The following is a 19,207-nucleotide window of genomic DNA, read 5'->3' as shown; positions in this document are numbered from 1 at the left end:
GCACCCGCCGGGCAGCCGCACGAACAGGGCCCCGCCGCTACCGCGGTTTGGGGTCCTGTTCCGTTTCCCGGGTCGTCAGGTAGAGGCGCCGCCGGACGGTGCGGTCGTAGTGCAGGCGCAGATGGTGGGAACGCCAGGCCCAGACCAGTCCCACCACGGCGGTGATGATGCCCGATGCCGCCGCGACCCCAAGGCTCCACCGCGGTCCGAAAGCGTTGGACACCCAACCCACGATCGGCGCACCAAGCGGCGTCCCGCCCATGAAAATGGCGAAGTACAGCGCCATGACACGCCCGCGCATGACGGGGGTCGTCGTCGTCTGCACATAGGCATTTGCGCTTGTCATCAGGGTCAGCGCAAACAGCCCGGTGGGAATCAGGGACAGGGCAAAGATCCACAGGTTCGGGGAGAACGCCGCAAGCAGGCAGGAAACCCCGAATGCTCCCGCAGCCCCGAAGATGAAGCGCAGCCGCGGGCGTTCCCGCCGGGCGGAGAGCAGTGCCCCGCAGACAGAACCTATGGCCATGATCGAGTTCAGCAGACCGAAGATTCCCGCGTCCTGGCCAAACTCGGTGCGGGCCATGGCTGCTATATATACGGCGAAGTTGAGGCCGAATGTGCCCACGATGAAGATCGCCACCAAGACCATGACCAGGTCCGGCCGGTACTTCACGTACTTCAGCCCTGCCCGGATGCGCCCCTTGCCCGGAGGCGCCTTGGGCAGCACCCGCAGCTCCGCGCTGCGCATTTTCAGCAGCGCCAGGACCATCGCCGCAAAAGTCACGGTATTGATGAGGAACACCCAGCCGGGCCCGACCGCCACGGTCAGCAGGCCCGCTGCTGCGGGGCCGACCATGCGGGCACCGTTGAAGGACGCACTGTTCAGCGCGACGGCGTTGGGCAGGTTCTCCTCGGAGACCACCTCGGAGACAAAACTCTGGCGGGCCGGGGCGTCAATCGCCGAGACGACACCCAGCGCCAGCGCGAAAGCGTAGACGTGCCACAGGTGCGCATGTCCCGAGAGCACCAGCAATCCCAGCCCGGCGCCCAGGGCAGCCATGGATACCTGGGTGGTGAGCAGGACCTTTCGCCGGTCGTAACTGTCGGCGATGAGCCCGGCCCAGGGGGCGAGCAGCAGCTGGGGTCCAAGCTGGAGCGCCATCACAATGCCCATGGCCGCGGCATCCTGGTTCGTCAGGATGTCATAGACCAGCCAGTCCTGGGCCGTGCGCTGCATCCAGGTGCCGATATTGGAGACCAGGGCTCCAATGAACCAGATGCGGTAGTTGAAGATGCGAAGCGAACGGAACATGTGGATTCACTTCTCCCTTCCGGGATCAAGAACCTGGTTCCGCCTGCTCAACTGTTATTCGTCCTCCATGGCCGCGCCGTCGGCTGCGTCCTCTTCCGGTTCGACTGCCTTTTCCTGCTCTTCAGCCCCGGTCCGGGGTTCCTCATTTTCGGGGGCAGCGTTCTCTGCGCGCTCCCCTGCCTTTACTTCTGCCTGGGCAGCAACATCCTCCGGACGGAGCCGCTCGGACCACGGAACCCATTCCGGAGCCAGGACAGAGTCCTCGGAGGGCAGCAGTCCGACTTCGCAGACCGTGGCGACCTTTCCGCGGGGAACCCGCGCAACGGTGGCGTACCACTGCCAGCCGCGGTAGCCGGCCCGATTCGCCTGGAACCGGTGGGTGACCAGCCGGTCAGCTTCAGGCACTGCCCCGATCCACTCTCCCAGCTGGACCTCCGGCACCACTTCCAGGAGCCCGGCGCGTGCCGTCTCCACGGCAGCTGCCAGCACGGCGTCCGGTTTGGAGGGCCGGCGCTGGGGCTTCCGTGCCGCGGGTTTTTTCGGCTCTTCTGGAACGAAGGTGTCGGTTGTGTTCACTGCGTGGATCTGCCCCTATGCGTCAAGGTCATCGGCGACGGCCCGCAGCACTGCAGCAACCTTGGTTGCGTGCTTTTTCTCGGGGTACCGGCCCCGGCGCAGTCCGTTGGAAATGCCGTCCAACAGTTTAATAAGGTCTTCGGTAATCACGGCCATGTCGTCAGCCGGCTTGCGCGTGGCCTTCGCCACCGAGGGCGGAGCTTCCAGGATGCGCGCGGAAAGCGCCTGCGGCCCGCGGCGGCCGTCCGCCACACCAAACTCCATGCGGGTTCCAGGCTTCACCTCGCTCACACCGGAGGGAAGTGCGGAGGCATGCAGAAAAACTTCCTGGCCGTCGTCAGTGGCCAGGAATCCGAATCCCTTGCCAGTGTCGAACCACTTGACCTTGCCGATGGGCACTTCGCTTACCTCGTTCTTAGCTAATGGATGCGGCGGTCCCGCCGCATACGGTGGTGCATCCGCAGCGAATCTCCGTTGATTCCCTGCATCGCTCTCCCAGCCGGGCGGCAGGGCACTTCCAGAGATACTACGGTGAAGTCTGTTCCCTTTAGAATATCCCGACGCTGCTAATCGCACTCCAGTGTCCGCTTTGATGGCCGGAAATTTTAGCTGTTAGCGTTAAACATCATGGACGAACGCCTCCCGCACCCGGGAAAATCTGCTGCCAACTCTCCCGGCGGGCCCGCTCATTCCGAGGGCGCCGGAGCTGCCCCCCGCACCCCCCGTTCACCGCTGCGGCTGATTGTGACGGTGCTGGCCGCGCTGCTGGCGCTTGCCGGCGTCGCGAGCCTTGCTGCCCTGCTCCTGGAAGCGCTGCGCGGCGAAAGCGTCTGGCCCGGTTTTGCTGCCGGCGCTTTCTACGCCCTGCCGATCGCTTTTGTGCTGATGGCGGGGCTGGTAATTGACTCAATCGTGCGCCGGCGGCGAGGCTGACCCGTTTGTTTTCGCCTCCACTCGGGTAACGTATTGGACGATGTCCGCGATCCGAGCATTGGCCGAAGACCTTGCAGCGCGCAGTGACGAACAACTGCGTGAGCTTTTGACCGCCCGGCCTGACCTGGTGCTTCCTCCGGTGCCGGATTTCCAGGCCCTGGCGGCCCGCGCATCCACGCGCATCAGCGTCCAGCGGGCGCTGGAAAAGCTCACGGCTCCCCAGATGCAGGTCCTCGAAGCGCTGGATCTCACGACCAATGAGGACTCACACCTCAGCACAACGGCCTCCTGGCTGAAGGCCTCGATCGCCGGTTCAACCATCAAGGCCCTGGATTCGATCCTCAGTTACCTGCACCAGCTGGCGCTGCTGCGCCGTGCCCGCCCCCACCCCGGCGCCCCGAAGGCCGACGCCGGACGCCGCTTCTACCTGCCGGTGTCCGTTCTGGGTGAGGCGCTGGGCGCCTACCCGGCAGGGCTTGGCCGTCCGTATTCCACGCTCGCTGCCCAGCAGCCCGAGTTCGGGCAACGCCTCGTCGAGATCGTGGAGGGGCTGAGAAAGCGCGGCCTGCCCATCGAGAAGGCAGACACTCCCGCCACGGCGGCACATTCCCTGCATCACCTGGTCTCGGACCCGGCGGGCTGGAACGCCCTCCTGGCTGACGCACCGCCGCAGACCGGGGACCTGCTGCGCCGGTTCAAGTACTCCCCTGTCGGGACCATCCCGAAGAAGGCCGCCATCAGCCGCGCCGTGCTGGATAATCCCTCGCCGACTCCGGTCGAATGGCTCGTCGCGCACGGCCTGCTGGTGCCGCTGGATGCCCTGCATGTGGAGCTGCCCCGTCCCGTAGGCCAGGCGTCGCGCGGCCATGTCATCGTTTCTGATTTCCAGCTTGAGCCTGTGTCCCCGACACCGCGGGCGGTGCCGAATACCCTGCGCGACAACGCGGCCTTCGGAGCGGTAGCTGAAACCCTGCGCCTCATGACCGAACTGCTGGCCGTCGCTGCGGAGGCACCCATTGGAACCCTGCGGTCGGGCGGAGTGGGCGTGCGGGAGGTGCGGCGCGTCTCCGAAGCACTGCGGCTGGACCCCATGGGTACGGCCTGGCTGTTGGAGCTGGCTGCCCTCTCCGGCCTGCTGGTTCTTGATGCTGCCACCGCACGGTGGGGAACTGCCGAAACCGATTGGCTGACCCTGGACCGCGAGCTGCAGTGGCGCCGGCTGGTGGAATCCTGGCTGGAGGCAGAGCGGGCGCCCTCGCTGGTGGGCGGACCGCTGCCCGGCGGAGGAGTGATTAATGCCCTGGCCGGAGAGCTCTCGCGCCCGGATGCGCCCCTCGTGCGGCGCCGGGCCCTGGAAATGCTGTCCGAACTTTCCGCCGCGGGCGTTGGCCAGGAAACCCATTCGGCAGCGTTCGACGTCGAGGACCTGATCGGCGCACTGACCTGGCATCAGCCCAGGCTGCAGCGCAGGTTCGCCCGCCTGGTTCCGGGCATCCTCAAGGAGGCTGCCCAGCTGGGCCTCATCGGATCGGGTGCCCTCTCTGAACTCGGCCACGCGGTGGCCGCCTCCGATTTCGGGAGGGCGACCGGAAGGCTAAACCAGGCCCTGCCGGCACCCCTGAGTTCATTCCTGCTCCAGGCCGACCTGACCGCGGTGGCACCCGGTTACCTGGATCCTTCAGTCGCCCGGCAGCTCTCCCTCATCTCAGATGCCGAGGGCCGCGGACCTGCCGCGATCTACCGCTTCTCGGCAGATTCCATCCGCCGCGCCCTTGATGCCGATATGGACGCCGCCTCGATCCTGGAGTTTTTGTCCCACTACTCTGCCACCGAGGTTCCGCAGCCGCTGCGCTACCTCGTGGAAGACACCGCCAGCCGCCATGGGCGCCTGCGCATCGGTGCAGCCTGGTCCTACCTGCGCAGTGACGACGAGGCAGCGCTCAACGCGCTGGTTGCCGATCCCCGCTCCGCGCCGCTGGGGCTGACGCGGATTGCGCCGACAGTGGTTTCCTCCGCTGCCACGCCGCAGGAACTCGCACTGGCTATCCGCGGCCTCGGCTACGCGCCGGTCATGGAAGGCAGGGCCCGCGAGGCCAACGGTTCCCATGTCCGCCCCCCTGTGCCGGCACCGTCGTCGTCCAGTACCCGGGTGAACCAATGGGAACTCAGTGATGAGGACCTGGATGCCCAGCTGGCTGCGCTCCGCGGCCGCGGGCCGGCTGTGGCCAAACATAATGATGAGTCGATGCCGCTGGTAGGGCTGGAGACGCTGCGCAAGGCCATCCGCACCAAGAGTTCCGTGCGGATGGGAGTGGTGGACAGCCAGGGGAATGAACGGCAGGAGATCTTCGTTCCCCTTTCGGTAGGCGAGGGCCGGGTCAGGGTCTTCGATCCGCGGCGCGACGTTGAGCGCGTAGTGTCAATACACCGGATAATGGATGTGGAAATAGTGGAGGGCAGCCCAGCACATGGTTGACGGACCGTTGATCGTCCAAAGTGACAAGACCATCCTGCTGGAAGTGGATCACGAGAAAGCCCAGGAAGCCCGCCACGCGATTGCGGCTTTTGCGGAACTCGAACGGGCTCCCGAGCACATCCACAGCTACCGGCTGACGCCCCTGGGGCTGTGGAACGCCCGCGCCGCGGGCCTGGACGCCGAACAGGTACTCAACACCCTGCTCACGTATTCCCGTTTCCCGGTTCCGCACTCCCTGCTCGTGGACATCGAAGAGACGATGTCCCGCTACGGGCGGCTCCGGCTCGAGAAGGATCCACAGCACGGGCTGGTGCTGCGGACCAATGACTATCCCGTCCTTGAGGAAGTGCTGCACGCCAAGAAGATCCAGCCGCTGCTCGGCCCCCGGATCGACGGGGAAACCGTGGTGGTGCAGTCCGCGATGCGAGGCCAGCTCAAACAGCTCCTGCTCAAGCTGGGCTGGCCGGCGGAAGACCTCGCCGGCTACGTTGACGGAACTCCCCATCCGATCCTGCTGAACGAGGACGGCTGGGCCCTGCGCCCTTACCAGAAGCTGGCCACGGAGAATTTTTGGGCCGGCGGCTCGGGTGTGGTGGTGCTTCCGTGCGGTGCCGGGAAGACCCTCGTGGGTGCTGCTGCCATGGCTACCAGCTCCACGACCACGCTGATCCTGGTCACCAACACCGTCTCGGCACGGCAGTGGAAGGATGAGCTCCTCAAGCGCACGTCGCTCACTGAAGACGAAATCGGCGAGTACTCCGGTGCGGTCAAGGAAGTCCGTCCGGTCACCATTGCCACGTACCAGGTGCTCACGCTCAAACGCGGAGGACTGTACCCGCACCTGGAATTGCTGGACGCCAACGACTGGGGCCTGATCATCTATGACGAGGTCCATCTGCTCCCGGCACCCATCTTCCGTATGACGGCTGACCTGCAGGCCCGCCGAAGGCTTGGACTCACGGCCACCCTGGTCCGTGAAGACGGCCGCGAGGGTGAGGTCTTCTCCCTCATCGGGCCAAAGCGCTATGACGCTCCGTGGAAGGACATTGAGGCCCAGGGCTACATTGCGCCCGCAGACTGCATCGAGGTCCGGGTGGACCTTCCGCGGGACGAGCGCGTTGCGTACGCCATGGCCGAAGACGGCGACAAGTACCGCCTGTGTTCGACGTCGGAAACCAAGTCCAAGGTGGTTGAGGACCTGGTCCGGCGCCATGCCGGGGACCAGATCCTGGTCATTGGCCAGTACATCGACCAGCTGGACGAACTGGCCGAACGCCTGGACGCCCCGGTGATCAAGGGTGAGACTCCGGTAAAGGAACGCCAGCGGCTCTTCGACCTCTTCCGCAGGGGGGAACTCAAGACCCTGGTGGTCTCCAAGGTCGCAAACTTCTCGATCGACCTGCCCGAAGCCTCGGTGGCCATCCAGGTCTCCGGGTCCTTCGGCTCGCGCCAGGAAGAAGCGCAGCGCCTCGGGCGCCTGCTGCGCCCGAAGGCTGACGGCCGGGCAGCGCACTTCTACACCGTCGTCGCGCGGGACACCCTGGACCAGGACTTCGCTGCGAAGCGGCAGCGCTTCCTGGCCGAGCAGGGCTACGCCTATTCCATCCAGGACGCTGCGGACATCGAAAAGCCCGCCTAGCCGAGGCGGGGTTTCCGTCCGAGCCGTGTAACTTTCCTGCCATGCTCCCGCCGCGGATAGTTTTCCCCATGGGTAGTTCTCCCCATGGGGCATTTGTGTTTCCTGCGCTAGATTCTTAGAGGCAATAGCCAGAGATTTGCTTCAGCGGAACGCAGCTCGTTCTGTCATCCAGGGGGGAAGATGCCGATTAACGGCTGGGATATCCAGGTCGCCGCAGTCCGCGGCGTCATTGGGAAGGCGCGGGCCACGGTGGAAGACCTGCAGGCCGAAGAGACCAAGCTCCAGAACGCGGTCACCTCCGCTGCCTGCTCCGCCAACAGTCCCGTCATCCTTCAGGCACTCACGGACTGCTATGAGGACTATTTGTCCCGGCTGCTCAACAGCGGCACCATTCGCGGCGACAACGCCTGCAATTCGACCAGCGACGCCGTCAATCATTATGTGCGCGGCGATGAAGAGATGGCCGGCAATGCCAATCGGATGGCCGGCGAATCCCCGGCTGCCGGCGCGGACGCGGACAGCACAGGAGGCGGACGGTGAGTGCGGGGAATCTCCCGGTACTGCCGGACACCTGCGCCATCCGTGAAGACGCGGCCGCGATCGATGCGTCGGGAAAACGGGCGAAGGACTACGGCCAGGATCTGGTTGCAACCTGGACAGCGCTCCAGGACAGCTATCAGGCCCCCGAGCAGGACATAGTCCACGGTGCCATGGACAAAGCGGCCATTTACACCGACGCAACAGCGGATGTGACCGGCGCAATCCGGAATGCCCTTGATGCCTACGCCGACGCCGTCGACGCGCTTCGCCCCCGCTACGATGCCCTCGTGGCAGCGCTGGAAGCCCACGCCTGCCGGCCGCTGGACGACGACAGCCAGGAAAGCGCGGCCGCCGCACAGTCAGAAGAAGCACGCCTCACCCGTGAGTCAGCCTCGATAGCCGCCGAGCTCCAAGCTGCCGAAGACGCCTGCGCTGCTGCGATTTCCGGTCTGCACACGTCATTTCTGGAGCCGCACAGAATCGCAACGTCGCCCTACGCCGCGGTCTCATCCGGCCTGGCGGCCAACGGACTCCTTTCAGTGCACCAGAACCCCGGTCCCCGGCTGATTAGGATCGCTTTGGACCCCGGCTCCAACAGGCGCCGGCTCAATGTGCCCGGATCAGTCACCCTGCGGTTGAACGGCCGGCCGTACCGCTACCTCCCGGCCGGCAGCCTCATGGCGGCGATGCTCGCGCCACTGGGCGCGCGGGCGCTGACCATTCATCGGCCGGTGTTCCGGGACCCCCAGGTCCCGGGAGCCCGGCGGCGGACCAACGCGAGTGGAAACAGCGTGGCCGCTCCGGAGCTGCCGCGCTGGGCGAACAGGGTGGCCAATGGACTGGGCGTGGCGGACGGCGCCTTGTCCGTCTACAAGAACTGGTCCGAACAATGGAACCAGGACCAGCTGGAGCATCCTGAGATGAGTACGGGAGACCGTGTAGGCAGTGCCGCCGCCACCGCCGTTGTCGAAGGCGGTGGTGCCATTGGCGGCAGCATCGCGGGAACAGCAATCGGCGCTTCACTGGGCAGCCTGATCCCCATCCCGGTGGTGGGAACGCTTGCCGGGGCCGCTGTGGGGGGATGGGTAGGCGGTGCCGTCGGAGAAGGCATCGGAAATGTCGTGAGAAACCTGAGGGACAAGGGACTTGCTGACGCTGTGGGCGGAGGCCTCAAGGAAACATGGGAGAATCTGAAGCTATGGTGACAGCGGGGATGATCCTTTTCGTAGCAGCGGCTGTGGGCGGAATCGCTTATATGCTCATTTCCGGCATAGCGGCTTATAAGGGAACCTGGCGTACGTGGGCGGGCCAAAGAAGCGTCTATCAGTTCGGAAAGCAGAACTACCTCGGGTTCTTCGGGCTCTATTTGCAGCCCGTCATCATTGTGGCGGTCCTGCTGAGCCTGGTTACCATCCTGGGCGCTGAGTGGGTCACCGACTGGGTTCTGGTGCTCACCATCACCCCGCTTTTCATGGTGGCGTTCGCCTGCTGTTTCCGCCTCCCCCGGATTATGCTGCCCGCGTGGTACAAAGACTGGCTGGACCGCGGTGCGGACAAGGACGAAGTCCTGAAACCCGAGTATTCCTCCCCGTTCTCCTGGCTGCGAAAGCCTAGGAATGTTCACCGCTGAGTGCAGCGCCAATGTAGCGCTTGAACGCCCGTCCGACTGGGAGGTCATTCCGCACCCGGACGCGGAACTGGTGGTGGCAGCACCGCTCACGAAGTGGATGGAGGAGGGCGGCTTCCGCCCGAACGTCGCCGTGACGGCATTCCCCTTCCCCGGCACCGTAACCCAGCTGAGCACAGTTGTTATGGCGTCACTGCTGACGTCCCTGGCAGACCCCTATCTGCTCTCAGTGGACCCGGTCCCCCAACTGGAAGCCGTCCGCCGGCTCGAGTACCTGCACCGGGGGTCCGGCGGGCTGATCCACTGCAGCCAGCTGCTGTTGTTCCGCAACGGACTGGCCGCCTCTGTGACCACCTCCTGTTCGGCCAACCAGCTGACCGCCTACGACGAAGTCCTGGGCGCCATCGCGCTCTCGGCCACCCTGAAGGACCCCTCCAATGGTTGATATTGTCCCGGACCGCGAGCCGGCACTGGATGAGGCCGCGAGCCGGATTCTCGGAGCCGACCTTGAAGAACTCGGCGGCCTGTCGGCCCGGCAGCCCTTCAGCTCCCGGGGACCGTGGCTGAATGGTGAAGCGGTACATCTGCTGGATGCAGCCGCGGAGAGCGGCTATGCCGGCCGTTTCCAGCGGGCCGGCCGGAAGGCGGGCCTTGCCGCCCTGGTCGAGGCCGGGCTCATGGATACCGCCGGGCGCCTGACGCCGGAGGGCATCACCGTCACGGCACCGCTGACCTCAGCACGTGCCTCCGTCAGCATCCATTGCCTGCATCCCCAGGGATCCACCGAGCTGCAGATACAAATCGATGACGAGGATGCCCTGGTACTCGCTGGCCCCTCCCGCGCGGAACTCGACGCGGGCCGCATCGACCGTTATGAGTCCCTCGTCCAGCTGGATTTCGTCGGTCTCCCCGATCTGGCCCAGGTGGTAGCTTCGTGGCTGGGCCTGGGTCCCGCCTGGACCCTCACGACGGGTGCCCTCGATTTCCCGACCGAGGTCTTCGACCGCCGTATCGCTTCCGTAGACGAGCCGCCGCCGACGGAGGATCCGGCGTGGATCCGGATGTGGAGCGAACCGTGGTTCATCTGGCGTGTCCAGGTGCAAACCGCGGCCGGTGCGGTCCCCGAGTGGGGCTACGTGGACGCGGGCCGGGCAGGTCAGCATCTGCTGACGGTTGACGCGGAGCGTGCCACGCTCGAGCCGGTGACCTCTGGAATGGCCTACCGCGACCTCGTTTCCGCGTTGACAGTCTTCTGACGTTTTACCGGTTCCGTTCCCGCAGGACCGTACCGGGATGCCTCAGTGCTTACATGGGACATTTCCAGCTGACTTATTGCCGGCCTACAGACAACGTCCAGCTAAATGTAAGAAACTAGGCGGGTGAACAAATCGTCTGCACCCGAAGCACGCCTCCTCGTTGTCGATGATGAGCCGAACATCCGCGAGCTGCTCTCCACCTCGCTGCGTTTCGCCGGCTTCGACGTCGTTGCAGCCGGAAACGGCCGCGAAGCCCTCGCCGCCGTGGACGAACACAGCCCGGACCTGGCTGTCCTGGACGTCATGCTTCCGGATATGGACGGCTTCACCCTGACCCGCCGGCTCCGGGCCGCGGGACGGCACTTCCCCGTAGTGTTCCTGACCGCCCGGGACGACACCGAAGACAAGGTCACCGGCCTCACCGTCGGCGGGGATGACTATGTGACCAAGCCTTTCAGCCTGGATGAAGTCGTGGCCCGGATCCGCGCCGTCCTGCGCCGCACCCAGCCCCTGGACGATGACGACGCCGTCATCCGCGTGGAGGATTTGGAGCTCGACGACGACGCGCACGAGGTCCGGCGCGGCGGGGTCACGATCGAACTCTCCCCCACCGAGTTCAAGCTGCTGCGCTACCTGATGCTGAACCCGAACCGGGTACTGTCCAAGGCGCAGATCCTGGACCACGTATGGGAGTACGACTTCAACGGAGACGCTTCGATCGTGGAGTCCTACATCTCCTACCTGCGCCGCAAAATCGACCGCAGCCCTGATGCCCCCGCACTGATCCAGACCAAGCGCGGCGTCGGCTACCTGCTGCGCACCACGGAGAAGCGCTGAGCCTTGATCCGGCGCTGGAAGTCCGCTTCCCTCAGATCACAGCTGGTGGCCATTATGGCCGTGCTCATGGTGGTGACGGTGACCATTACCGGTCTTGCCACCATTTACGTGCTGCGCCAGATCCTTGTCAGCAGGCTCGATGCAGACATCCAGGACAATGCTCCGGCCATTTCGCGCTACCTGATCTCAGGTGCGCCCTCGACTGACACCTCACTGTTCCGTTTCTACGGCCTGTACCTGAATGACGACGGCGAGCACGGACCCGAGACGCACTCCGACACCGACTTTGATACACCGATACTGCTCAACATCACGTCGGACGAAGTCACGGCGCGGGACGGCCGGGGCTTTGACGTGCCCGGCACCGCCCCCGGCAGCAAGGGATGGCGGGTCAAGGTCTTCCATGTGGCAAACCTCCCCGGATCTGTTGCCGTAGCTGTCCCGTTGGACTCCGTGGCTGAGACCGTGGATGAGGCCGCCTCGCTGGTGTTTTCCGTGGGGCTGCTGGGCACGCTCGGCGCCACGGGCATTGCCTACTGGGCGGTCACGCGGCAGTTCCGTCCGCTGAGCCAGGTCGAGAAGACGGCCGCAGCCATTGCGGCCGGTGATCTTTCCCGCCGCGTGGAAGTCGGGAACCCGGCCACTGAAATCGGCAGGCTTTCCCGGTCACTGAACGCCATGCTCGCGCATATTGAAACCGCATTCGCTGCCCGGACGCAGTCCGAGCAGAAGATGCGCCGCTTCGTGCAGGACGCTTCCCATGAACTCCGGACACCGCTGGTGACCATTCGGGGATTTTCCGAGCTGTACCGCCACGGGGCGCTGCAAAAGCCGGAAGAAATCGCCGCTGCCATGGGCCGCATTGAAAGCGAAGCCAAGCGGATGGGCCAGCTCGTGGAGGATCTGCTCACCCTGGCCCGCGTCGACGAACAGCGCCCGCTGGAGTACCGGCCCGTGGACCTGATGATCCTGGGCAACGACGCCGCCCTTGACGCACGGGCCAGTGCCCCGGACCGGGAAATCCGCGTGGTCGGACTTGACGGCAATTCGCCCCGGAGCGCCCCTGCCATGGGCGATGAGGCACGGCTGCGGCAGGTCGTGGCAAACCTGATGACGAACGCACTCCGGTATACGCCGGAAGGCTCACCCATTGAAGTCGCCGTAGGCGTAGCACCGGTGATTCATGACCGGATGGACGCCGTGCTTGAAGTTCGGGACCATGGACCCGGAATCTCGGAAGAGGACGCAGCCAGGGTTTTCGAGCGCTTCTACCGGGCCGATTCCTCGCGTTACCGGGAAACGGGTGGAACAGGTCTGGGATTGGCGATCGTCGCTGCTTTGGTGGCCCAGCACGACGGCACGGTCCGCCTGACCGAAACCGAAGGCGGCGGCGCTACGATGTCCATCCGCCTGCCGTATAAGCAGCCTGACAGCATGCCCGAACACGAGGACGAGACTGCAGAAGGCGACAGCCGGGAGGACGACGGCGGCGCCCTGCGTCCCTAAGTCCCGCTCGTCCCGGGCGGACCTGTCCTCCACCGCCCGGTCAACGCACCCCCGCTCTCCGCACTGTCCACCCTCTGGCGTGCGCTCCGGATGGCTGCCCTGCCCTGCCTGATCCTTGGAAGCACGGACCGCACCAGGCGGGCCCAGATGTGAGGAGGAAACCGTGGCGGGGTTTGTCGTCGACAGTGACATCCTGGCTGCCAAAAGCACCGAGGTCCGTGCGACCATCGACAGGCTGCAGGCAGACATCAATTCCATGCAGGCAGGGCTGCTGTCCCTCGGTGAGTCGTGGCAGGGACAGGCCTCGGCCAACTTCCAGCTGCTCATCACGGATTGGCGGACCACCCAGGCGAGGGTCGAAGAGTCGCTCGCCAGCATCAACCAGGCGTTGGCGTACGCCTCGGTCCAGTACGCAGACACGGAGGCGGCAAATACGGCACTCTTTCGGCGCTAGGGAGGAGAACCTGCGGGTAACGCAACGGAGCGCGGCACCTCAAGAAGGTACCGCGCTCCTGCGCATGTGGTGCTGCCGGCCCGGGGGCCGGCGGTTGGGGACTAGAAGCCGCCCATACCGCCCATGCCACCCATGTCGTCGCCGCCCATGGCCGGTGCGGCCTTTTCGGGCTTGTCAGCAACAACAGCTTCGGTGGTCAGGAACAGACCGGCGATGGATGCAGCGTTCTGCAGCGCCGAACGCGTTACCTTTACCGGGTCGTTGATGCCTGCAGCAAGCAGGTCCTCGTATTCGCCGGTTGCGGCATTCAGGCCGAAGCCCTCGGGCAGGCCGCGGACCTTGTCGACGACAACGCCCGGCTCGAGGCCGGCGTTGTAGGCGATCTGCTTCAGCGGAGCATCGATGGCAACCTTGACGATGTTGGCGCCGGTTGCTTCGTCGCCTTCGAGGTTCAGGTTGGCGAATGCCTTCTGGCCGGCCTGGATCAGGGCCACGCCGCCACCGGCGACGATGCCTTCTTCAACCGCTGCCTTGGCGTTGCGGACGGCATCTTCAATGCGGTGCTTGCGTTCCTTGAGCTCAACCTCGGTTGCGGCACCGGCCTTGATGACTGCAACGCCGCCGGCCAGCTTGGCCAGGCGTTCCTGCAGCTTCTCGCGGTCGTAATCCGAATCGGAGTTCTCGATCTCGGCGCGGATCTGGTTGACGCGGCCGGCGATTTCGTCGGCGTCGCCTGCACCTTCGACGATGGTGGTCTCGTCCTTGGTGACAACAACCTTGCGTGCCTTGCCGAGCAGGTCCAGCGTGGCGTTCTCGAGCTTGAGGCCAACCTCTTCGGCGATGACCTGGCCGCCGGTCAGGATGGCGATGTCAGCCAGCTGGGCCTTGCGGCGGTCGCCGAAGCCCGGAGCCTTGACGGCTACGGACTTGAAGGTGCCGCGGATCTTGTTGACCACCAGGGTGGCCAGTGCTTCGCCTTCAACGTCTTCGGCGATGATCAGCAGCGGCTTGCCGGACTGCATGACCTTCTCGAGGACGGCAACGAGGTCCTTGACGTTGGAGATCTTGGAGTTGACGATCAGGATGTACGGGTCCTCGAGGACAGCTTCCTGGCGCTCTGCGTCGGTGACGAAGTAACCGGAGATGTAGCCCTTGTCGAAACGCATGCCTTCGGTGAGCTCAAGTTCCAGGCCGAAGGTGTTCGATTCCTCGACCGTGATGACGCCTTCCTTGCCAACCTTGTCCAGCGCTTCGGCGATCAGGTCGCCGATCTGCTGGTCACCGGCGGAGATGGAAGCCGTAGCAGCGATCTGCTCCTTGGTTTCGATTTCCTTGGCAGAGGCGAGCAGTTCGGCAGTGACGGCTGCAACAGCCTTCTCGATGCCGCGCTTCAGGCCCAGCGGGTCGGCGCCGGCAGCAACGTTGCGCAGGCCTTCCTTGACGAGGGCCTGAGCCAGGACGGTAGCCGTGGTGGTTCCGTCACCGGCGACGTCGTCAGTCTTCTTGGCAACTTCCTTGACCAGCTCGGCGCCGATCTTCTCGTAGGGATCGTCGAGTTCGATCTCCTTGGCGATGGAAACGCCGTCGTTCGTGATGGTGGGAGCGCCCCACTTCTTTTCGAGTACGACGTTGCGGCCACGCGGGCCGAGCGTGACCTTGACGGCGTCGGCGAGGGTGTTCAGGCCCCGCTCAAGGCCGCGGCGTGCCTCTTCGTCAAATGCAATGATCTTGGCCATAACGGCTATCGTCCTTCCGGAACAGTCATGCTTGGATGTTGCATTCCTTCTGAGGTGCCCGCGACGGACGGGGAGAATCGCACGATCTCTTTACGCGCGTTCCGCCCCTCACCCCAGCGGCTTGCTGGTTCACTCAACACCGGCGACTTTTAGCAGTCAGCCCGCAAGAGTGCTAAGTCAATAATTAGCACTCCCGCACCGGGAGTGCAAGCAGTCACGGCCGGTTGTGACCGGGGTTTCCATCCAAAACCCGAGCCGGTACCCCATCGCCCCACCGTGGACCGCCAGCTGCCTCCAAATCGCTGCCCGACGGCGTAGATTGGTCCCATGCACGCCCTTTCGTTACCAACGGGTTCCCTGCGGGCGGCGTGACCCCGACATCTTCAGGAGTAGGCAAATGGCGACGAACGAGCCCCCTCCGGGGCAACCCACCCCGGGCCAGCCGGAAGACCAGGATCCCACGGCGCAGGCCGCACATGGATCCAGCGCCGCCCCGCCTCCCTACGGCCGGCCGCCCGGCGATTACGACGAGTCGGCGCACCAGTCCCCGGAACCCGGCGGCTATCAGGGCCAAGGCCAAACAGGCCAGCCAGGGCAGAGCCCTTATCAGGGCGAGTATCCGGGACAGGGGCGCTACACGAACCCCGGGCACCCGGGCCAGTACCACGGTGAGTACCAGCCCACCGGCCAGTACCAGGGCCAGAACCCATATCCACCGGGCCCGCCGCCCGGCTACTACCAGCCCGGGCCGCCGAATCCTTACCAGCAGGGTTACCCGGCCCCGTACGGCTGGGCGCCGAAGTCCCGCCTCGCTGCTGGTTTGCTCGGCATCTTCCTCGGCGGCCTCGGAGTCCACCGGTTCTACCTCGGCTACACCACCATCGGCGTCGTGCAGCTGCTGGTAACCCTCTTCACTTTCGGGGCTGGCGCGATTTGGGGCTTCGTCGAGGGAATCATGATCCTGGCCGGCGCCCAGACCTTCCGGACTGATGCGCGCGGGATGCCGCTGCGGGAGTAATGGCCAGCGCCCAAGACCAGGGCGCCCCAACACGCGGAAAGAGAAAGAGCCGGCGGCCCCCTGGATTCAGGGAGCCGCCGGCTCTTTTGCTTGGAGGGGTCCGGCTAGACCGTCCGGACGTCTTCGGCCTGGGGACCCTTTTGTCCCTCACCGATCTCGAATTCCACCCGCTGGCCCTCTTCCAGTGTCCGGTACCCGGCTGACTGGATGGCGGACCAATGGACAAAAACATCAGTCTGGGCCTCATCGACTGTGATGAACCCGTACCCTTTTTCGCCGTTGAACCATTTGACGATGCCCTGCGCCATGCTTCTCTCCCCTTGTCCAGGTCAGTCCCGGGGCTGGTGCTCCGCCGGAACAGCTGCCGGGAGATCCGTGCCGAGGTGGGGCAGGACCGCTGTTACCCCGGCGGCTGGAGCTAACTTTAGCCACAGGGACCCGGCAGCGGTCCGGGGCGGGGAATTAGTTATCGAGTTTTAACAACACTCGGCTATTTACTGGAAACCGGGGCCCGCCACCACTGTCACAGTGGCGAATTCAGGCGACTCACTGAGCGTGGGGATCCCGAGGAGGGCAGACAGCTCCTCCGCGTTGGCGCGCTGGGCCTCGCCGTTGTAGAAGATGACCGAGCCCTGCAGCGGAGCTCCGGCCCAGTTGCCGACACTGGAAGTGATCCAGCCCTCGGCACCGATCCGGGCGGAGATGCCGGCGCCCAGGCCGCTGATGCCGCTGGCGTTCAGGACGACCACCGGCTGGGTCTTGTCTGCCGCAGGGGTCGATTCCACCGGGGTCGGCTCTGGGCTGCTGGACGGCACCGCAGACGGCGACGGCGGGCTGGACGGTGTTGCCGGGGCGCTCGGCGAAGCAGAATCGGTAGCTTCCGTTTCTGCGGCCACCGGTGTCGCGTTGCCGTCAGCACCGATGCCGAGACGGGGCAGGACCACATATGCGGCCAGCCCGACGAGGAGTGCCAGGACACCAACCGTAATGATCAGGCCAATACCACTTGAGCGCGCAGGGATGAGGCGTTCGCGGTGGACGCCCTGCCGTGTGGAGGTCTCCGGGACCTTATCGAACTCGTCCCTGGGGTATTGGCTCATGGTTGCGTTGTCTGTCCTTGATCTGTGGGGCCCTATGCGTCGGTGCCCATGCGGCGGGCAGTGCGCGCACGCTGGCGTGTAGTACGTAGTCTACGCAGCCTCTTCACCAGCATCGGATCGTGTGCCAGCGCTTCCTCCGTGTCGATCAGCGCGTTGAGGATCTGGTAGTAGGCAGTCGCAGAGAGCCCAAAGAGATCCCGGATGGCCTGTTCCTTGGCCCCCGAGTATTTCCACCAGGAACGTTCCAGCGAGAGCATCTGCTGCTCGCGTTCACTCAAAGGGCTCTCGGGGTCGACGGTGCCGTCCGGTGAGAAGGCCCCGGCTTCAGCTGTTCCTGCCACTGAGTGTCCCCGTCTCCTGGTCTGTTCCCCCGGGCGCGGCAGTAAGGCATGCCGGTGCGGGGGAAAGTCTGTGTCCAGCAGTAATCCTAAACCGGAATAACAACCTTGTCATTTAGCTGTGCCGCGGATGCGGTTGGGATTCTGGCGGGAGATATCCAAGACTGGACAGGTGAGAAACAGCGAAGAGCCGGCATTGTTCCCCCTGGATCCTCCCGCCACGCCCGGCGGCGGGCAGCAGGAAACCGACGGCGGCACGCCCATTCCTTTCACCAGCGGGACACCGCTGGCCTCGCTGATGGCCCCGGACTGGGCCGAGGCCCTTGCCCCGGCGGCCGGCCTGATCCACCGGCTGGGAGACGACCTCGAACGCCGCCGCAGTGCCGGAGCCCACATCCTGCCCGCCCCGCAGAACATCCTGCGTGCCTTCCGCCGCCCCATGTCAGAGGTGAAGGTGCTCATCGCCGGACAGGACCCGTACCCAACACCGGGGCACGCCGTCGGCCTTTCCTTTTCGGTGGAGCCGGGAGTCCGGCCCCTTCCGCGTTCACTGGCCAACATCTATAAGGAGCTGCAGGCGGATCTGGGCATCGCCCCCGCCGCCCATGGAGATCTCAGCGCCTGGACGGAACAGGGGGTCCTGCTGCTGAACCGTTCCCTGACAGTCGAGGCCGGCGCGGCGAACTCCCACCGCGGCCGGGGCTGGGAGGACATCACCGATCTGGCCGTACGGGCTTTGGCTGCGCGGCGGCGTGCTGACGGATCACCCCTCCCGCTCGTCGCCGTCTTGTGGGGGCGGCAGGCGCAGGCCCTGGCACCTTTGCTGGGCGGTGCCCCGAGGGTTGAGTCGGCTCATCCCAGCCCTTTGTCCGCTTCGCGGGGATTCTTCGGATCCCGCCCCTTCAGCCGCGCCAACGAGATGTTACTCGCCCAGGGCAGCACCCCGGTGGACTGGCAGCTTCCCGGGGTACCGTAGAAGCAGTCCCCCCGTACCAGGAGAAACAACACATGCCTGAAGCACCCGCCACACGTTCCCCTGCTCCGGTCCGGCGTGCAAGGCCCGTCCACACCATGCAGGTCCTGCGCCGGGAACAGCTCTCCCGGCACATGGTGCGGATTGTCGTTGGCGGCCCAGGGTTCGACTCGTTCCACCCCAGCGAATGCACGGACGCCTACTGCAAGATCTGGTTCGGGCCTGACGGCCGCCCGCTGGACGGCTCGGTGAGCCTGGAAACGCTGCGTGAACAGACGGAACGGGAAAACTGGCCGGTCTCACGGACATACACCGTCCGCTGGGTGGATACGGTGAAGCGGGAACTGGCCATGGACTTCGTGGTGCACGGGGCGGAAGGCCTTGCCGGACCGTGGGCCGCCGGCGCCCAGCCCGGTGAGAGGATCACGTTCGGCGGTCCGGGCGGCGGTTTCTCGCCGGATCCCGAGGCTGACTGGTATCTGTTCGCAGCTGACGAGTCCGCCCTGCCCGCTACGGCGGCCGCCTTGGAAGCCCTGCCGGCCGACGCCATCGGTTCCGCACTGATCGAAGTCCACGGCCCGGAAGATGAGCTGCCGTTGACCGCGCCTGACGGCGTACGCATCACCTGGCTCCACCGGGGATCGGCCGCAGGAGCGGGACAGGTCCTGGCTGAAGCCGTGGCCGCGTACCCCTGGCCCAGCGGACGCGTCCAGGTTTTTGCCCACGGTGAGCGCGAAGCCATGAAGGAACTCCGGGAAATATTCTTCAACCGGCATGGACTCGAGCGGGACCAGGTCTCGCTCTCCGGCTACTGGGCCGCGGGCCGGACCGAGGACGCTTTCCAGGCAGAGAAGCGCACCCCGATCGGCAAGGTTCTCTGACCCCT

The 19,207-nt window shown here is 65.3% G+C and carries 21 protein-coding genes; 14 read left to right on the top strand and 7 right to left on the bottom strand.

Annotation, left to right across the window (positions count from 1 at the left end; genetic code table 11):
• Nucleotides 1–37: 37 nt before the first annotated feature.
• Genes NF551_RS02855 through NF551_RS02845 form a run of 3 tightly spaced genes read right to left on the bottom strand, consistent with a single transcriptional unit; the run spans nt 38 to nt 2,287 of the window.
• Nucleotides 38–1,312 carry an MFS transporter gene (locus NF551_RS02855; RefSeq protein ID WP_227897550.1) on the bottom strand — a complete coding sequence of 425 codons (1,275 nt, stop codon included), beginning with the start codon at nt 1,310–1,312 and terminating at the stop codon, nt 38–40.
• Between the two features lie 54 nt (nt 1,313–1,366).
• Complete coding sequence (locus NF551_RS02850; protein ID WP_227897549.1) at nt 1,367–1,888, bottom strand: DUF3027 domain-containing protein; 522 nt, start codon at nt 1,886–1,888, stop codon at nt 1,367–1,369.
• A gap of 15 nt (nt 1,889–1,903) precedes the next feature.
• Nucleotides 1,904–2,287, bottom strand: a complete 384-nt coding sequence (locus tag NF551_RS02845) for a cold-shock protein (RefSeq protein WP_227897548.1) — start codon at nt 2,285–2,287, stop codon at nt 1,904–1,906.
• Nucleotides 2,288–2,515: 228 nt separating this feature from the next.
• Here NF551_RS02845 and NF551_RS02840 point away from each other — a divergent pair, with 228 nt between their 5' ends.
• From NF551_RS02840 to NF551_RS02790, 11 genes are all read left to right on the top strand, one after another.
• A complete protein-coding gene (locus NF551_RS02840; protein WP_227897547.1) occupies nt 2,516–2,821 on the top strand; it encodes a hypothetical protein in 306 nt (101 codons plus the stop codon).
• A 40-nt stretch (nt 2,822–2,861) separates the two neighbouring features.
• Complete coding sequence (locus tag NF551_RS02835; RefSeq protein WP_227897546.1) at nt 2,862–5,297, top strand: helicase-associated domain-containing protein; 2,436 nt, start codon at nt 2,862–2,864, stop codon at nt 5,295–5,297.
• Nucleotides 5,290–6,936 carry a DNA repair helicase XPB gene (locus NF551_RS02830; protein ID WP_227897545.1) on the top strand — a complete coding sequence of 549 codons (1,647 nt, stop codon included), beginning with the start codon at nt 5,290–5,292 and terminating at the stop codon, nt 6,934–6,936. Before NF551_RS02835 ends, NF551_RS02830 begins: the two co-directional genes overlap by 8 nt.
• A gap of 180 nt (nt 6,937–7,116) precedes the next feature.
• Nucleotides 7,117–7,476: a DUF6507 family protein gene (locus tag NF551_RS02825; protein WP_227897544.1), complete on the top strand. Its 360-nt coding sequence runs from the start codon at nt 7,117–7,119 to the stop codon at nt 7,474–7,476.
• Complete coding sequence (locus NF551_RS02820) at nt 7,473–8,681, top strand: hypothetical protein (RefSeq protein WP_227897543.1); 1,209 nt, start codon at nt 7,473–7,475, stop codon at nt 8,679–8,681. The genes NF551_RS02825 and NF551_RS02820 overlap by 4 nt, the downstream gene beginning before the upstream one ends.
• Nucleotides 8,657–9,106 (top strand): hypothetical protein, encoded by a 450-nt coding sequence (locus NF551_RS02815; RefSeq protein ID WP_227897542.1) that lies wholly within the window; start codon nt 8,657–8,659, stop codon nt 9,104–9,106. Before NF551_RS02820 ends, NF551_RS02815 begins: the two co-directional genes overlap by 25 nt.
• The gene (locus NF551_RS02810) at nt 9,093–9,548 is read left to right on the top strand and encodes a hypothetical protein (protein WP_227897541.1); all 456 of its coding nucleotides are present in this window, start codon (nt 9,093–9,095) and stop codon (nt 9,546–9,548) included. The genes NF551_RS02815 and NF551_RS02810 overlap by 14 nt, the downstream gene beginning before the upstream one ends.
• Complete coding sequence (locus NF551_RS02805) at nt 9,541–10,359, top strand: hypothetical protein (protein WP_227897540.1); 819 nt, start codon at nt 9,541–9,543, stop codon at nt 10,357–10,359. Before NF551_RS02810 ends, NF551_RS02805 begins: the two co-directional genes overlap by 8 nt.
• 123 nt (nt 10,360–10,482) lie before the next feature.
• The gene (locus tag NF551_RS02800) at nt 10,483–11,196 is read left to right on the top strand and encodes a response regulator transcription factor (RefSeq protein WP_227897539.1); all 714 of its coding nucleotides are present in this window, start codon (nt 10,483–10,485) and stop codon (nt 11,194–11,196) included.
• A 54-nt stretch (nt 11,197–11,250) separates the two neighbouring features.
• The gene (locus tag NF551_RS02795; protein WP_227897628.1) at nt 11,251–12,702 is read left to right on the top strand and encodes a sensor histidine kinase; all 1,452 of its coding nucleotides are present in this window, start codon (nt 11,251–11,253) and stop codon (nt 12,700–12,702) included.
• A 163-nt stretch (nt 12,703–12,865) separates the two neighbouring features.
• The gene (locus NF551_RS02790) at nt 12,866–13,156 is read left to right on the top strand and encodes a WXG100 family type VII secretion target (RefSeq protein ID WP_227897538.1); all 291 of its coding nucleotides are present in this window, start codon (nt 12,866–12,868) and stop codon (nt 13,154–13,156) included.
• Between the two features lie 101 nt (nt 13,157–13,257).
• Here NF551_RS02790 and groL read toward each other — a convergent pair whose 3' ends face one another.
• A complete protein-coding gene (groL, locus tag NF551_RS02785) occupies nt 13,258–14,892 on the bottom strand; it encodes a chaperonin GroEL (protein ID WP_227897537.1) in 1,635 nt (544 codons plus the stop codon).
• A gap of 397 nt (nt 14,893–15,289) precedes the next feature.
• Between groL and NF551_RS02780 the strand changes: the two genes are divergently transcribed.
• Nucleotides 15,290–15,910 (top strand): TM2 domain-containing protein, encoded by a 621-nt coding sequence (locus NF551_RS02780; protein ID WP_227897536.1) that lies wholly within the window; start codon nt 15,290–15,292, stop codon nt 15,908–15,910.
• A gap of 104 nt (nt 15,911–16,014) precedes the next feature.
• Here NF551_RS02780 and NF551_RS02775 read toward each other — a convergent pair whose 3' ends face one another.
• The 3 genes from NF551_RS02775 to NF551_RS02765 form a co-directional block, all read right to left on the bottom strand.
• Nucleotides 16,015–16,218, bottom strand: a complete 204-nt coding sequence (locus NF551_RS02775; protein ID WP_066301805.1) for a cold-shock protein — start codon at nt 16,216–16,218, stop codon at nt 16,015–16,017.
• Nucleotides 16,219–16,404: 186 nt separating this feature from the next.
• Complete coding sequence (locus NF551_RS02770) at nt 16,405–17,010, bottom strand: LytR C-terminal domain-containing protein (protein ID WP_227897535.1); 606 nt, start codon at nt 17,008–17,010, stop codon at nt 16,405–16,407.
• 32 nt (nt 17,011–17,042) lie between these two features.
• A complete protein-coding gene (locus tag NF551_RS02765) occupies nt 17,043–17,351 on the bottom strand; it encodes a DUF3263 domain-containing protein (protein ID WP_227897534.1) in 309 nt (102 codons plus the stop codon).
• 127 nt (nt 17,352–17,478) lie between these two features.
• Between NF551_RS02765 and NF551_RS02760 the strand changes: the two genes are divergently transcribed.
• Both NF551_RS02760 and NF551_RS02755 read left to right on the top strand, forming a co-directional pair.
• Nucleotides 17,479–18,324, top strand: coding sequence for a uracil-DNA glycosylase (locus NF551_RS02760; protein ID WP_423722490.1), 846 nt, complete (start codon nt 17,479–17,481; stop codon nt 18,322–18,324).
• A 32-nt stretch (nt 18,325–18,356) separates the two neighbouring features.
• Nucleotides 18,357–19,202: a siderophore-interacting protein gene (locus NF551_RS02755; protein WP_227897532.1), complete on the top strand. Its 846-nt coding sequence runs from the start codon at nt 18,357–18,359 to the stop codon at nt 19,200–19,202.
• Nucleotides 19,203–19,207: the final 5 nt, after the last annotated feature.

The sequence above is a fragment of the Arthrobacter caoxuetaonis genome (assembly GCF_023921125.1).
Lineage (GTDB): Bacteria > Actinomycetota > Actinomycetes > Actinomycetales > Micrococcaceae > Arthrobacter_B > Arthrobacter_B caoxuetaonis.
This window is presented reverse-complemented; position numbering and strand designations above follow the sequence as displayed.